Source organism: Cellulosimicrobium sp. CpK407 (assembly GCF_051844275.1).
GTDB classification, from domain to species: Bacteria; Actinomycetota; Actinomycetes; order Actinomycetales; family Cellulomonadaceae; genus Cellulosimicrobium; species Cellulosimicrobium cellulans_G.
This window is the reverse complement of record NZ_JBGNYC010000017.1, coordinates 17,274-30,663: the sequence shown is the minus strand read 5'-3', so window position 1 is coordinate 30,663 and position 13,390 is coordinate 17,274. Positions and strand designations below refer to the sequence as shown.

14 protein-coding genes are annotated in these 13,390 nt (G+C 74.8%); 5 read left to right on the top strand and 9 right to left on the bottom strand.

What is annotated here, in order from left to right; all coding sequences use genetic code 11:
• Positions 1 to 6 precede the first annotated feature (6 nt).
• On the bottom strand, positions 7 to 1,023 hold the full coding sequence (locus ABWU78_RS09620) for a 5'-3' exonuclease (RefSeq protein ID WP_439158198.1): 1,017 nt from the start codon (positions 1,021 to 1,023) through the stop codon (positions 7 to 9).
• Between the two features lie 123 nt (positions 1,024 to 1,146).
• Between ABWU78_RS09620 and ABWU78_RS09615 the strand changes: the two genes are divergently transcribed.
• Positions 1,147 to 1,437 carry a hypothetical protein gene (locus ABWU78_RS09615; RefSeq protein ID WP_115943461.1) on the top strand — a complete coding sequence of 97 codons (291 nt, stop codon included), beginning with the start codon at positions 1,147 to 1,149 and terminating at the stop codon, positions 1,435 to 1,437.
• Positions 1,438 to 1,449: 12 nt separating this feature from the next.
• Here ABWU78_RS09615 and ABWU78_RS09610 read toward each other — a convergent pair whose 3' ends face one another.
• Both ABWU78_RS09610 and ABWU78_RS09605 read right to left on the bottom strand, forming a co-directional pair.
• Positions 1,450 to 2,316, bottom strand: a complete 867-nt coding sequence (locus ABWU78_RS09610) for a lysostaphin resistance A-like protein (protein WP_439158197.1) — start codon at positions 2,314 to 2,316, stop codon at positions 1,450 to 1,452.
• A 117-nt stretch (positions 2,317 to 2,433) separates the two neighbouring features.
• Complete coding sequence (locus ABWU78_RS09605) at positions 2,434 to 2,796, bottom strand: ArsR/SmtB family transcription factor (RefSeq protein WP_353707089.1); 363 nt, start codon at positions 2,794 to 2,796, stop codon at positions 2,434 to 2,436.
• 83 nt (positions 2,797 to 2,879) lie between these two features.
• Between ABWU78_RS09605 and ABWU78_RS09600 the strand changes: the two genes are divergently transcribed.
• A complete protein-coding gene (locus ABWU78_RS09600; protein WP_439158196.1) occupies positions 2,880 to 4,298 on the top strand; it encodes an FAD-dependent oxidoreductase in 1,419 nt (472 codons plus the stop codon).
• A 48-nt stretch (positions 4,299 to 4,346) separates the two neighbouring features.
• On the opposite strand, the gene ABWU78_RS09595 is transcribed toward ABWU78_RS09600, so the two are convergent.
• Genes ABWU78_RS09595 through arsB form a run of 3 tightly spaced genes read right to left on the bottom strand, consistent with a single transcriptional unit; the run spans position 4,347 to position 6,944 of the window.
• A complete protein-coding gene (locus ABWU78_RS09595) occupies positions 4,347 to 4,784 on the bottom strand; it encodes an arsenate reductase ArsC (protein WP_439158195.1) in 438 nt (145 codons plus the stop codon).
• 34 nt (positions 4,785 to 4,818) lie between these two features.
• The gene (locus tag ABWU78_RS09590; RefSeq protein WP_353707092.1) at positions 4,819 to 5,820 is read right to left on the bottom strand and encodes a metalloregulator ArsR/SmtB family transcription factor; all 1,002 of its coding nucleotides are present in this window, start codon (positions 5,818 to 5,820) and stop codon (positions 4,819 to 4,821) included.
• Positions 5,817 to 6,944, bottom strand: a complete 1,128-nt coding sequence (gene arsB, locus ABWU78_RS09585) for an ACR3 family arsenite efflux transporter (RefSeq protein WP_253051804.1) — start codon at positions 6,942 to 6,944, stop codon at positions 5,817 to 5,819. The genes ABWU78_RS09590 and arsB overlap by 4 nt, the downstream gene beginning before the upstream one ends.
• A gap of 160 nt (positions 6,945 to 7,104) precedes the next feature.
• Between arsB and ABWU78_RS09580 the strand changes: the two genes are divergently transcribed.
• The 3 genes from ABWU78_RS09580 to ABWU78_RS09570 all read left to right on the top strand — a co-directional run bounded on the left by ABWU78_RS09580 (position 7,105) and on the right by ABWU78_RS09570 (position 9,547).
• On the top strand, positions 7,105 to 8,574 hold the full coding sequence (locus ABWU78_RS09580; protein ID WP_439158194.1) for a DUF1254 domain-containing protein: 1,470 nt from the start codon (positions 7,105 to 7,107) through the stop codon (positions 8,572 to 8,574).
• A gap of 62 nt (positions 8,575 to 8,636) precedes the next feature.
• A complete protein-coding gene (locus ABWU78_RS09575; RefSeq protein WP_439158193.1) occupies positions 8,637 to 9,080 on the top strand; it encodes an acetyltransferase in 444 nt (147 codons plus the stop codon).
• An 89-nt stretch (positions 9,081 to 9,169) separates the two neighbouring features.
• Positions 9,170 to 9,547 carry a VOC family protein gene (locus tag ABWU78_RS09570; protein ID WP_439158192.1) on the top strand — a complete coding sequence of 126 codons (378 nt, stop codon included), beginning with the start codon at positions 9,170 to 9,172 and terminating at the stop codon, positions 9,545 to 9,547.
• Positions 9,548 to 9,636: 89 nt separating this feature from the next.
• On the opposite strand, the gene ABWU78_RS09565 is transcribed toward ABWU78_RS09570, so the two are convergent.
• From ABWU78_RS09565 to ABWU78_RS09555, 3 genes are all read right to left on the bottom strand, one after another.
• Positions 9,637 to 10,311, bottom strand: coding sequence for a response regulator (locus ABWU78_RS09565; RefSeq protein WP_439158191.1), 675 nt, complete (start codon positions 10,309 to 10,311; stop codon positions 9,637 to 9,639).
• A complete protein-coding gene (locus tag ABWU78_RS09560) occupies positions 10,308 to 12,320 on the bottom strand; it encodes a sensor histidine kinase (protein WP_439158190.1) in 2,013 nt (670 codons plus the stop codon). Before ABWU78_RS09560 ends, ABWU78_RS09565 begins: the two co-directional genes overlap by 4 nt.
• Positions 12,321 to 12,490: 170 nt before the next feature.
• The gene (locus ABWU78_RS09555) at positions 12,491 to 13,186 is read right to left on the bottom strand and encodes a hypothetical protein (RefSeq protein ID WP_115941637.1); all 696 of its coding nucleotides are present in this window, start codon (positions 13,184 to 13,186) and stop codon (positions 12,491 to 12,493) included.
• Positions 13,187 to 13,390 lie beyond the last annotated feature (204 nt).

Here is a 13,390-nt window from a genome sequence, read left to right as displayed (position 1 = left end):
GCGGGATCAGCCGCCCAGGGCGTCCAGCAGGCGCCGGACGGACGTCCCGAGGCCCCACCGCTCCGTGAGCTCGGCGAGCGTGTCGGGGTCCGCGGGGGCGGTCGGGAGCGCGTCGTGGACCTCCCCGACGGGGGCGTCCGGCGCGACGCGCACGACGAGCGGCGCGACCTCCAGGTAGGAGGCCGCCTCGGTGAGGCGACGGCGCTGGGTCGGTGTCAGGCCGGGGTCGCCCGCCTCGCGCGCCGCGAGCACGCCCGCGAGGTCGCCGAACCTCGCGAGCAGCGCGACCGCCGTCTTCTCCCCGATGCCGGGGACGCCGGGCAGGCCGTCGCTCGGGTCGCCGCGGAGCACCGCCATGTCCGCGTACGCCGCCCCCGTCGGGATCCCGTACCGCTCCGCGAGCCGCGCCTGGTCGACGACGTCGAGGTTCTTCACGCCCTTGGTCGGGTAGAGGACGCGGACGCCCGCTTCGTCGTCGACGAGCTGGAACAGGTCGCGGTCCCCGGTGACGACCTCGACGGCGGCCCGGCCCGACGCGTCCGGCGCGGCGCCCTCGGCCGCGCGCCGCGCGACCTCGCGCGCGGTGAGCGTGCCGATGACGTCGTCGGCCTCGTACCCCGCCGCGCCGACGCGGGCGATCCCCAGCGCCGCGAGCACGTCGACGATCACCGGGATCTGCGCGACGAGCTTCTCCGGGACCTCCTCGACGCCCGTGGTCCCGGGCACCTTCTCGGCGACCCGGTGCGCCTTGTACGACGGGATGGCCTCGACGCGGAACGCCGGGCGCCAGTCCACGTCCCAGCACGCCACGAGGCGCGACGGGCGGCGGTCCGTGACGAGCGTCGCGATCATGTCGAGCAGGCCGCGCACCGCGTTGACCGGCGTGCCGTCCGGGGCCTTGATCGAGTCGGGGACCCCGAAGAACGCGCGGAAGTACAGGCTCGCCGTGTCGAGCAGCATGAGCTCGCCGCCCGCCGTCGCGGGGGTGCTCGAGGGGGCGCCGTCGTCCGTGCTCTGCGTCATGCCGCCATCCTGCCGCACGGCCCCGACACGGGGCCCGCCGTGCCGCCGCGCGCCGCTGCCCTCGCCGTCTGACGGCGCGCGCGGTTCACTGGTGCCGTCGACCGCTACACGGAGGTGAGCGTCATGTCCACGACGGCACGACGAGGAGCCGGCGCGGCTCTCGCCATCGCGGTGATCCTGCTCCTCGGGGCCTGCGCCGCCGGGCCGAACGTCGCCGCGAGCCCCGGCGGCTACGGGTTCTGGTGGGGTCTGTGGCAGGGGATGATCCTGCCGTTCACGTTCATCGTGTCCCTCTTCACCGACACGGTGAGCATCTACGAGGTCGACAACAACGGGAACTGGTACGACGTCGGGTTCATGCTGGGCATCGCCCTGTTCTCCGGGCCGGTGATCGCGCTGCGCGGGCGTCGGTAGGCGGCCCGGGGCTCAGCGCTGCGCCGGTGCCGTCGTCCGTCCGACGCGACCCGAGACGAGGAAGACCGCCAGGATCGCGACGGCGATGAAGAGGATGTTGAAGGTCCCGGCGAACGCGTTGAGCGCGTCGGACCCGGCGTTCGTCCCGTGCGTGTCGACACCGCCCGTCGCGAGGATCGTCGTCGGGTCGGTCGCCGCGTGCAGGAGGATGGCGGGGACGATGCTGCCCGTGACGCGCATCGAGAGGTACATCATGGTGCCGAACCCGAACGCGTAGACCACCGTCGTGCCCACGGTCAGGAGGTTCTGCCCCGAGACCAGGTTCGACGCGTGCAGGAAGCCGAAGAGGATCGACGACAGCACCATCACGGCCTTCTCGCCGTACCCCGCGCGGCGGAGCATCGTGACGGCGACGCCGCGCGTCAGGACCTCCTCGGCGAACCCGATGCACAGGCCGAGCGCGAAGACGGTGAGGATCACCGTGACGTCGTACGACGACCAGCTCGTCGCGACGAGGTGCAGCACGACCGGTACGAGGACGAGGACGACGGCGACCCACATCCACGGCCGCCCCGCGACCGGTTGCGGACCGAACACCTCGCGCCGCCAGCGCATCGTGGACAGGAAGGCGACGAGCAGCAGGCTCATGACGAGGATCGGCAGCAGCAGCCCGAAGAACACGGTGCCGGACGAGTCGAGGAGCTCCTCGCCGCTGCCCGGGCCCAGCCCGCTGACGCCGACGAGCCATCCGAGCCCGAGGTACACCGCGATGTAGAGGACCGCGAAGAGGAAGGCCCGCCACCAGCCGCCCTGGTCCCAGAACCGCTGCCAGCCCGACCGCGGGGTGGCCTGCTCGATCGATCCCGTCACCTCGGTCATGGGTGCTCCTCGCCCGTCGTCGTACGGCCGCCGGCGCCGGCCGATCGGTGCGAACGGCGCGACCGACAGGAGCGAGCGTAGGGACGGAGCCCGCAGGGCGCGCGGCGAACCGCCCCGTCAGCGAGCGGTGGTGTCGGTGAGGGCGGCCGCGAGCCGGTCGAGCGCGCCCGGGACGAGCGAGTAGTACGCCCAGCGGCCGCGCTGCTCGCGGGTGAGCAGACCGGCGTCGACCAGGATCTTGAGGTGGTGGCTGACGGTGGGCTGGGAGAGGCCGACCGGCTCGGTGAGGTCGCACACGCACGCCTCGCTGCCGTCCTGCGCGGCGACGATCGCCAGGAGCTGGACCCGGGTGGGGTCCGCGAGGGCCTTGAAGGTGCGGGCGAGCTCGCGCGCGGCCCCGGGGTCGACGGCCCGGGTGACGGGTCCGCAGCAGCCGGCGCCGTCGCCGACCGGGGTGAGGGTCAGTTCGGTCGTCGTCATGCCACCATCGTCGCACAGATTGACAACCTTCGATGCGTCCTCCACGATGCTCATATCGACAACCTTCAATGCGAGGAGTGGTGATGGTCGAGGTGGTGCGGGACGAGCTCCCGGTCGTGGTGATCGGGGCAGGTCCGGTGGGTCTGGCGGCGGCGGCCCACCTGCTGGAGCGCGGGCTCGAGCCGGTGGTGCTGGAGGCCGGGGACGGCCCTGGCGCCGCGGTGGCGTCGTGGGGCCACGTGCGGCTGTTCTCGCCGTGGCGGTACGACGTCGACCCGGCGGCTCGGCGGCTGCTCGGACCGACGGGGTGGGTCGAGCCGGACCCCGACGCCCTGCCGACCGGCGCGGAGCTCGTCCACCGGTACCTCGCGCCGCTCGCCGCGACGCCTCAGATCGCGCCGCGGCTGCGCACGGGCACGCGGGTGCTCGCGGTCGCACGCGACGGGGCGGACAAGACGCGCTCGCTCGGCCGGGGCCGCCGCGCCTACCGCGTGCGGACCATCGGTGCCGACGGCGTGGTGCGCGACGTGCTGGCCCGCGCCGTGGTCGACGCGTCGGGCACGTTCTCGACGTCGAACCCGCTGGGGGCCTCGGGCCTGCCCGCCGTGGGCGAGGCGGAGTCGGCGGCGTTCGTGACCGGTCCGCTGCCCGACGTGCTCGGCGCCCAGCGTGACCGGTTCGCCGGCCGCGACACGCTCGTCGTCGGGATGGGGCACTCCGCGGCGAACACGCTCCTGAGCCTCGTCGAGCTGTCCGAGTCCGAGCCGGGCACCACGATCACGTGGGCGATCCGCGGCGGGTCGGCGCGGCGCCTGTTCGGCGGCGGCTCCGACGACGAGCTCCCCGCGCGCGGCCTGCTCGGGACGCGCCTGCGGGCCGCCGTGGAGGAGGGGCGGTTGACGCTGCTCACGCGCGTCTCGATCGACCGGCTCGTGCCCGGCGTCGGGACCGTCCAGGTGCTGGGGGCCGCGCGGGACGGGGCGCTGAACCTCGAGGTGCACCAGATCGTCGACGCGACGGGCTTCCGCCCGGACCTCGACATGCTGCGCGAGGTGCGCCTCGACCTGGACCCGGTCGTGGAGGCGCCCGCCGCGCTCGCCCCGCTCATCGACCCGAACCAGCACTCCTGCGGCACCGTGCCCCCGCACGGGGAGAAGGTGCTCGCCCACCCGGACGACGGGTTCTACCTCGCCGGCATGAAGTCCTACGGGCGCGCGCCGACGTTCCTCCTCGCCACGGGCTACGAGCAGGTCCGTTCGATCGCCGCGGCGCTGGCCGGGGACCGGACCGCGGCGGACGCGGTCGAGCTGAACCTGCCCGCGACGGGTGTCTGCTCGAGCGACCTGGCGCTGGAGGCCGACGGCGCGAGCGCGGGCGGGTCGTGCTGCGGCACCGCGCCGGCCGCGCCGCAGCTCGTGACCCTCGGCGTCGGGGCACCTGCCGGAGTCGGGTTCGCGACCGGCGTCGCGCACGGCCGCTCGGGCGACGCGGAGCTCGCCTGAGCGCCCGGCCGCGCGTCGGGTCCGGAGGACCGCCGCGCGGCCGGCTCCTCAGCCGCGCGGCAGGGCGACCGGGGTGACGCCGAGCTCGTCGAGGAGAGTCAGCACGCGGGTGCGGATCTCGTCGCGGATGGGGCGCACGGCGTCGATGCCCTGCCCGGCGGGGTCCTCCAGCGCCCAGTCCTCGTACCGCTTGCCGGGGAAGATCGGGCACGCGTCCCCGCAGCCCATGGTGATGACGACGTCGGACGCCTGGACCGCCTCGGTCGTGAGGACCTTGGGCTGCTCGGCACGGATGTCGATGCCCTCCTCGAGCATGGCGTCGACGGCGACGGGGTTGATCCGGTCGGTCGGGGCCGACCCGGCGGAGCGGACCTCGACGGCCCCGCCGGACAGGGCCCGCAGGTATCCCGCCGCCATCTGGGACCGGCCGGCGTTGTGGACGCAGACGAACAGGGCGGACGGCGTGGGCGGGGTGCTCTCGGTCATGGTGGTCTCCCGGGTGGTGACGGTCAGGCGATGGTCAGGACAGGTCGGGCAGCAGGTCGGCCAGCAGGCGTCGTACCCGCTGGTCGAGGTCGTCGCGGATCGCGGCGACCCCGGCGGGGGACGCCAGGGCGGGGTCGCCGACGAGCCAGTCCTCGTACCGCGTGCCGGGCAGGACGGGGCACACGTCGCCGCATCCCATCGTGACGACGACGTCCGCGGCGCGGACGGCGTCGTCGGTCAACGGCTTGGGGAACGCGTCGTCCGCGGTGATGCCGAGCGCGGTCAGGCTCGCGCGCACGCCGTCGTGGATGTCGGCCGCCGGCGCGGACCCCGCGGAGCGGACGGCGACCCGGTCGCCGGCGTAGTGGCGCAGCAGGGCAGCGGCGAGCTGCGAGCGCCCGGCGTTGGCGACGCAGACGAACAGGACGTGCGGCCGCGCGTCGTCGGCGCGGGTCAGGTCGCTCAGCCGCTGCCGGGCGAACCGTCCCGTGAGGGGCACCAGATGGGCCGAGACCTTCGCCGAGCGGGCCAGGTCGGTGTACGACTCGCGGACCACGCGCTGCACGACGTCGAACCGGACGTCGGCGAAGGCGCCGGCCAGGTCCTCGGCCAGGTGGTCGAGGGCGGCGTCGACGTCGTCGAGGCCCGTGAGTGCGGTCGCGGCGCGCGCCGCGCCGAGCGCCGCCGGGGCGAAGGAGTCCAGCAGCGTCGTGACGGCCGCCCGGTACCCGGGTGCGATGCGGTACCAGACCCAGGTGCCGCGGCGCTCGGAGGTGAGCACCCCCACGTCGCGCAGCACCTTCAGGTGGTGCGACACGGTCGGCTGCGAGACGTCCGTGAGCGCGGCGAGGTCGCACACGCACGCCTCGCCTGCGGCGGAGGTCGCGACGAAGGAGAGCATGCGCAGCCGCAGCGGCTCGGCGAGGGCCTTGAGCGTCGTGGCGACGGCGCCCGCGACCTCGGCCCCGATCGCGTGCGCCTCGACCTGCGGCGCGCAGTCGGCGTCCGCGACGGCCGGCGGCAGGGGGGTGGTCATGACCTCACCTCGTCCAGCTCGGGTGCTCGGGTCGGGGGTGCGGAGGGGTCGACGGCGTACCAGCGGCGCGCGACCCACAGCGAGACGTAGACGAGACCCACCAGGACGGGGACCTCGATGAGGGGGCCCACGACCCCGGCCAGCGCCTGGCCGGAGGTCGCACCGAACGTCGCGATCGCCACGGCGATCGCGAGCTCGAAGTTGTTGCCCGCCGCGGTGAACGCCAGGGTCGTGGTACGGGCGTACCCCAGTCCCAGCGTCTTGCCGACGACGACGCCGACGCCCCACATGGCCGCGAAGTACACCAGCAGCGGCAGTGCGATCCGCGCGACGTCGAGCGGGCGCGAGGTGACGGCCTCGCCCTGGAGGGCGAACAGCAGCACGATCGTGAAGAGCAGCCCGTACAGCGCCCACGGGCCGACGACGGGGAGGAACCGGTCCTCGTACCAGGCCCGCCCCCTGGCGCGCTCCCCGACCAGGCGTGAGGCGAACCCGGCGGCCAGCGGGACGCCGAGGAAGACGAGGACGTTGAGCGCGATCTGCCCCACGGACACGTCCAGACCGTGGGCGTCGAGGCCCAGCCACCCGGGCAGCACCGTGAGGTAGAAGTAGCCGAGCAGGGAGAAGGCGACGACCTGGAACACGGAGTTGATCGCGACCAGCACCGCCGCGGCCTCCCTGTCCCCGCACGCGAGGTCGTTCCAGATCACGACCATGGCGATGCACCGGGCCAGGCCCACGATGATCAGCCCGGTGCGGTACTCGGGCAGGTCGGGCAGGAACGCCCACGCGAGGGCGAACATCAGCGCCGGGCCCACCAGCCAGTTCAGCACCAGCGAGCTCACCAGGAGCTTCTTGTCGCCGGTGACGGCACCCACGCGGTCGTACCGGACCTTGGCCAGCACCGGGTACATCATCACGAGCAGGCCGAGGGCGATCGGGACGGAGATCCCGCCGACCTCCAGCGCGGCGAGCACGTCGGAAAGGGCAGGGACGAACCGGCCCAGGGTCAGCCCGGCAACCATCGCCAGCCCGATCCACAGCGGCAGCCACCGGTCCAGCGTGGACAACCGGCCGCGCGTGGGCGCCGTGGGATCGCTCGCGCGAGGCTCTTGAATTGACATTTGTCTATATTGACACCAGCCAATATAGGCGCGCAAGTCCCGGGTCGGGGTGCCGCGGAACGACGGCAGGGATCACGCGGATCACGTGATGGCGCCGGGAGCGCACGCCGGTTCTGATGGTTGGTGACGGATGCCGACGGTCGGCGCAAGGGAGGACAGCATGGGTATCGACGTCCGGCCCGGGTACAACACCGCGATCCCGGCCCAGATCACCACGCCGGACCGGGTGGCGACGAGCATCGGCGAGCTGCGGTTCGTCGACGGCGTCCCCACGCCCGAGACGGCGACCCGGGTCTTCGACCACCTCGACCTGGTGCGAGGTGTCGAGGCGTTCCTCGGCTGCATCCCGGCCGCCTCGTTGGAGGCGATCCGGCGGGGGCTCGCGGAGGTCGCGGGGGACGCGTGCCACCAGGGCGCGATCGCCGACCGACTGCTCGACTCCGACCCGCTCTTCCTTACCGGCAACACCGACACGGTGTACGCGATCGTCGTGCTCGACGTCGAGCGCGACGGCCCGACGGTCATCGAGGTGCCGCCGGGGTGCGGTCCCGGCACGGTCGACGACGCGTGGTTCCGGTTCGTGGTGGACCTCGGCGCGCCCGGCCCGGACCGGGGCGCCGGCGGCACGTACCTGATCGTGCCGCCGGACTACGACGGCGCGCGGCCCGAGGGCTGGTTCGTCGCTGAGACGCCGAGCGCGGTGAACCTCGTCATCCTGCGCGGGTTCCTCGTCGACGGGCGGCCTGACGCCGCGGTGCGACTGTTCGAGTCGGGCGTCAGGGTCTACCCGCTGTCGCGGCGGGACGATCCGCCGGCGATGGAGTGGGCGTCGTTGTCGGGCGTCACGGTGAACACGGTCCATGCGAACGACTTCTCGTTCTACGAGGAGGTCGCCCACGTGGTGGCCAAGGAGCCGATCGGGGTCGTCGACCCGGAGACGCGCGGGCTGCTCGCCTCGATCGGCATCACCAAGGATGCGCCGTTCGCGCCGGACGACCGGATGCGCCGCATCCTCACCGACGCAGCGGCGGTGGGAAACGCCACGGCGCGCGCCATGGCGTTCCGGTCCCGGGAGCGCGCGTTCTTCCTCTACGAGGACCGCCGCTGGCTGAGCCCGTTCCCGGGCGGCGACTACCGGTTCCTGCGTGACGGCGGTGCCGGCGGCCGCTACCTCGACGCCCGCACCACCTTCTTCTACCTCGCGACGGTGAACACTCCCGCGATGGCGCTGAAGATGGTCGGCAAGGGGTCGCAGTACGCGCTGGCCACCGTGGACGTGGACGACGCGCCCCTCGACGGTGGGAGGGCGTACCGCCTCCGGCTCCCGGCCGACGTGCCGGCCGCGGACTTCTGGTCGGTCGTGGTGTACGACCCTCAGACCCGCTCGGAGCTGCAGACGGGCCAGCCGCTGCCGAGCCGGAACAGCAGGCGCGACGACCTCGTCCACAACGACGACGGCTCGGTGGACATCGTCTTCGGCCCCGAGGAGCCGCGCGAGCTCGCCGCGAACTGGGTCCAGACCGTGCCGGGCAAGGGGTGGTTCGTCCTGCTGCGCCTCTACGGCCCCCTCGAGAGCTGGTTCGACGGCACCTGGCGCCCCGGCGACGTCGAACCGCTGAGCGTCCCCTGACGCCGACGTCTCGACCAGCAATCCGCTTGAACCAGCCAGGTCCGGGGCGGGAGGCTCGTGCCATGGTCGACCTCCCGCTCCGCCCGGCCCGCCCCGACGACACCGGCGCGCTGGTGGACGTGTGGCGCCGTGCCGTCGAGGCCACGCACGACTTCCTTACCCCGGACGACGTGCGTGAGCTGGAGGTCGGCGTGCGCGACGAGTACCTCGCCGCCGTCGACGTGACCGTCGCGGAGCGCGACGGCCGGGTGGCGGGGTTCGTCGGGACGGTGGGGCACCGCGTCGAGATGCTGTTCGTCGACCCGGACCTCCACGGCCAGGGGATCGGGCGCGCGCTGCTGGCCCACGCCGGGCGGGACCACCCCGTGCTCGAGCTGGACGTCAACGAGCAGAACCCGGCCGCGCTCGGCTTCTACCGCGCGCTGGGCTTCGAGGTCACGGGGCGGTCCGCGACCGACGGCCAGGGCCGCCCGTTCCCGCTGCTGCACCTGCGTCGGGAGGCATGACCTCGACGGCGACCGATGAGCGGGCGCGCCCGCGCCGGTCGACCCTGGGGAGAGCGGGCCGTCCGGCCCGCGCGACCCCAGGAGGCGACATGCTCGGCAAGGCGTTCAGCGGGTTCTCGGTCGACGACGTCGCGGCGGCGCGGCACTTCTACGGCGACCTGCTCGGGCTCACGGTCGAGGGCGACGACCTGCTGTGGATCCGGGTGCCCGGCGACTCGGGCGTGCTCGTCTACCCCAAGGGCGACGCGCACGAGCCGGCGTCGTTCACCGTCCTCAACTTCCCGGTCGACGACGTCCCCGGCACCGTGGCGGCCCTGCGGGAGCGCGGCGTCGTGTTCGAGAAGTATGCGGGGACCCCGGTCGAGACGGACGACGACTTCGTGTTCCGCGGCGGCGGCCCGCTCATCGCGTGGTTCACCGACCCGGCGGGCAACGTGCTGTCGGTCATCCAGGACGACGAGGCCTGACGGAGCCGGGCCTCCGAACCACGGCTCTACCTCGCGCGACCGCGCCCCTACCGCGGGGGACCAGGGCTCTACCTCGCGGGACCAGGGCTCTACCTCGCGGTGCCGAGGCCCTCCTCGCGGGCCCGGACGATCGCGGCGGAGCGGTCGCGGACCGCGAGCTTGGTGAGCACGTTCGCGATGTGGTTGCGGACGGTCTTGGGGCTGAGCACCAGGCGGCGCGAGATGGAGGCGTTGTCGAGCCCCGCGGCGACCAGGTCGAGCACCTCGCGCTCGCGGTCGGTGAGCTGCGGGAACGGCACGCGCGCCGCCGCACGTCCGCCCACGACGTACGCCATCGCCCGGTCGGCGACCGAGGGGGAGAGGATCATCGCGCCGTCGGCCACGGCGTGGACGGCGCGCTCGACCTCGGCGGGGCTCGCGGACTTGACGAGGAAGCCGCGCGCCCCGGCGCGGACGGCCGCGACGACGGCGTCGTCGTCCTCGTGCATCGTGACGACGAGCACGCGCGCGGCCGGGCGCGCCCGCACGAGGTCGCGCGTCACGTCCACGCCCGAGCCGTCGCCGAGGTCGAGGTCCATGAGCACGACGTCGGCGCTCTCCCCCGTCTCGGGCGGGTCGCCGCCCGGGTCGAGGCCGAGCAGCGCGCGCGCCTCGGCGGCGGACGCCGCCTGCCCGACGACGCGCACGCCGTCGAACGAGTCGAGCAGCGCCGCCATCCCGAGCCGGAACACGGGGTGGTCGTCCACGACCGCCACCCGGATCACGACGCGTCCTCGCGCGCGAGCGCCCCGGCCGGGACGAGCGGGAGGGTGGCGCGCACGCGCGTGCCCGGGCGCTCGCCGTCGGGCCGTACGGCGGTGACGTCGAGACGCCCGCCGAGCTCGTCCGTGCGCTCGCGCAGCGACCGCGAGCCGACGCCGCGGGTCGCGTCGGGAGCGATCCCGCGCCCGTCGTCCTCGCACGTGACGAGGAGGCAGCGGTCGCCGAGCCGGACGGTCAGCTGGCACTCGTCGGCCCCGGAGTGCCGCGCGGCGTTCACGACGCTCTCGCTCGCGATCGCGTAGGCGGCCGCGGCGACCCGCGGGTCGAGGCCGTCGCACGGGTCGCACCGCACGTCCACCACGAACCCGGCGAGCGCCTGGCGGCCCGCGAGCTCCCCGAGCGCGACCTCGAGCCCGTGCTCGTCGAGCGACGGCGGCAGGAGGCTGCGCGAGAGGGTGCGGACGTCCTCGACGCGCTGGGCCACCTCGGTGCCGAGGGCGTCGAGCACGGCGGCTGCCGCGGCGGGGTCCGTCTCGAGCGTGTTCCGTGCTCCCTGCAGCCCCAGGCGCAGGCCCACGAGCCACGGCCCGACGCCGTCGTGCAGCTCCCGGCGGATGACGCGCCGCTCGGCGAGGCGGGCACGCGTGGTCGCGTCGCGCGCCTCCTCGAGCTCGCGCGCGCCCTGGGCGAGCGCGAGGCCCGCACCGAGCACGGGCAGGAGCTGGTCGAGCGCGTCGCGCGTCCGGGCGTCGAGCCGCTCGCCCGCCCGCGCGACGACGTGGACCCGGCCGAGCACGCGACCGCCGTGCACCACGGGGAGCGAGGCCGTCTGCCCGGTCGGCCGCGACGTCGGCCCGACCCAGGCGGTGCCGGGAAGGTCCTCCGGGGAGCCGGACGCCGTCGGGCGGTCCGGCGTGCGCTCGATCGTCACGCTCTCCAGGCGCAGCGCCTCGCGCACGCCCACCGCGAGGCTCACGACGAGGTCGTCGGCGGTCGACGCCGACGACAGGTGGCGGCCGACGCTCAGCGCGGCACGACCCGGGTCGTTGCCCTCGCCGTAGACGAGCGTGCGGACCCGGCGCCGCAGCCAGGTGTGCAGGGGCTGGACGGCGAGCGCGACGCCGACCGCCGCGACGACCTGCGCGGCGGGGCCGTCGACGACCGTCGTCGCGAGCACGACGACGACCGCGTAGACGACCGCGAGGCCGACGGCCAGCATCGCGGCGACGGTCGCTCGTGAGAGCACGAGGTCGATGCCCCACAGCCGGTTGCGCAGCACGCACACGAGGATGGCCGCGGGGAACAGCGCCTGGCACGCGAGGTGCGTGAGGGGGAGCGCGAGGATGACGTCGGCGCTCGCCCAGGTCCCGAGCAGCGGGAGGAACGACAGCGCCATGAGCGCGGTCCCGAGGGCGAGCAGCCCCAGGCCCCGGCGCTCCTCGACCGGCCCGCGCCGCCACCGCCACGCCGTCGCCGCGGCCGTGACGAGCCCCATGACGACGACGCCGACGATCGCCGGGCGCGGGTCGTCCGCGGGGGCGAGGAAGAAGAAGGCGATGGACGCGATGCCGCCCGCGACGCCGCACCACGCACCCGCGCCGAGCCGGCCACCCCGCACGAACCACGGGACGAGGACGAACAGCCCGACCGTCCCGGGGACCCAGGCCCACCCGTAGGCGTCCGCGAGCGGCGTGAGCGGCGGGAGGCCGGGGTGGGTCGAGGCGTAGCTGCGCCACGCGCCGCCCAGGGCCGCGATCCCGCCGCCGATCCCGGCGAGCGCGACGAGCCAGCCGACGACGTGCGGCCGACGCACGAGGATCACCGCGGCGACGGTCCCGTAGACGAGGGCGACCGTCGCGTCGACGACGACGAACAGCAGGTCGCCCAGCAGCAGCGGCACCCCGGACGTGAGCTGGAGCGCGAGGGCGGACACGCCGAGCACCCAGGCGAGGACGCCGATCGTCCAGCCCGTGCGGGGCATCCCGGCGCGGCCGGGCCCGGGGTCGGCCACGGGCCCACGGTAGGGCCGGGGCACGCGCGGCGAGAAGGGCCCAGGCGGGAGATCACCCGGCCGCGGACGGCGACGAGATCGGCGGTCCGAGCCCAGGTCGGCGGTCCGGACCGCCGACCTCGACCGGACGTGCCGATCTCGCCGCGTGCTGCCGAGCTCGCGCGTCGCGCTCAGCGCCGGTCCCCGAGGGCGAAGCCGAGGGCGGTGACGAGGAGCCAGATCGGCCCGACGAAGCCCGCCATGTACTGCAGCGGCGACAGGCCCGCGAGGAGCGCGATCCCGCCCAGCACGAACCCGACGACGCCGATCCAGCGCGGGGCGGCCGCGTGCCGCAGCGCGGCGACGCCGAGCGCGACGCCCGCGACGCCCGCGCCGACCCACAGCCACGGGATCGTCGCGACCCAGTCGCTGTAGAACGCGCCCGACTCGGGGACGATGAGCGCGGTGTCGCCGAGGCCGAAGAGGAACTGCGTGTCCAGGCCCGAGCCGAGCAGCCCCGCGACCGAGACGAGCACGAGCCCCCAGCCCGCGACGGTCGGCAGGAGCGACCCGGCGGGCGCCTGCGCGTCGAGCCGCCGCTTGAGGCCCGCCGCGAACACGAGCACGAGGAGCGCACACGCGATCGTCGCGGTGTGGAAGAGGATCTGGGTCCCCGTGCGGCCCGCGAGGTCGGCGACGATCGCGTCGGCGTCGCCGGCGGTCTCCTCCCAGTTCACGCCGAGCGCCATCGAGGACTGGATCGAGACGAGCCCCAGGACCCCGGCGACGACGCCGGTCCAGGCCCACGCGCGGGGCGTCGTGCCGCGCGAGCGGCGGGTCGGGTCGCCGGCGAGCGGCGACGGGGCGGTGAGCGAGCTGTCCTGCATGGGACGACCTTCCGTCAGGGCCGCCTGTCCCGCGGCCGGGGCCCGCCACGAGCCGCGACGGTCCCCGCAGCGTCGGCCGGGCGGCGTCCCGGGTCCCAGGGGCAGGCGTCCCGACCTGCCGGGCGGATCCGGGACGCTCCGGTGGCACCCCGCGGCGGGCGACCGTAGCGTCAGGTCGCCCGGTGAGCCGGTCACCGGCCCGAG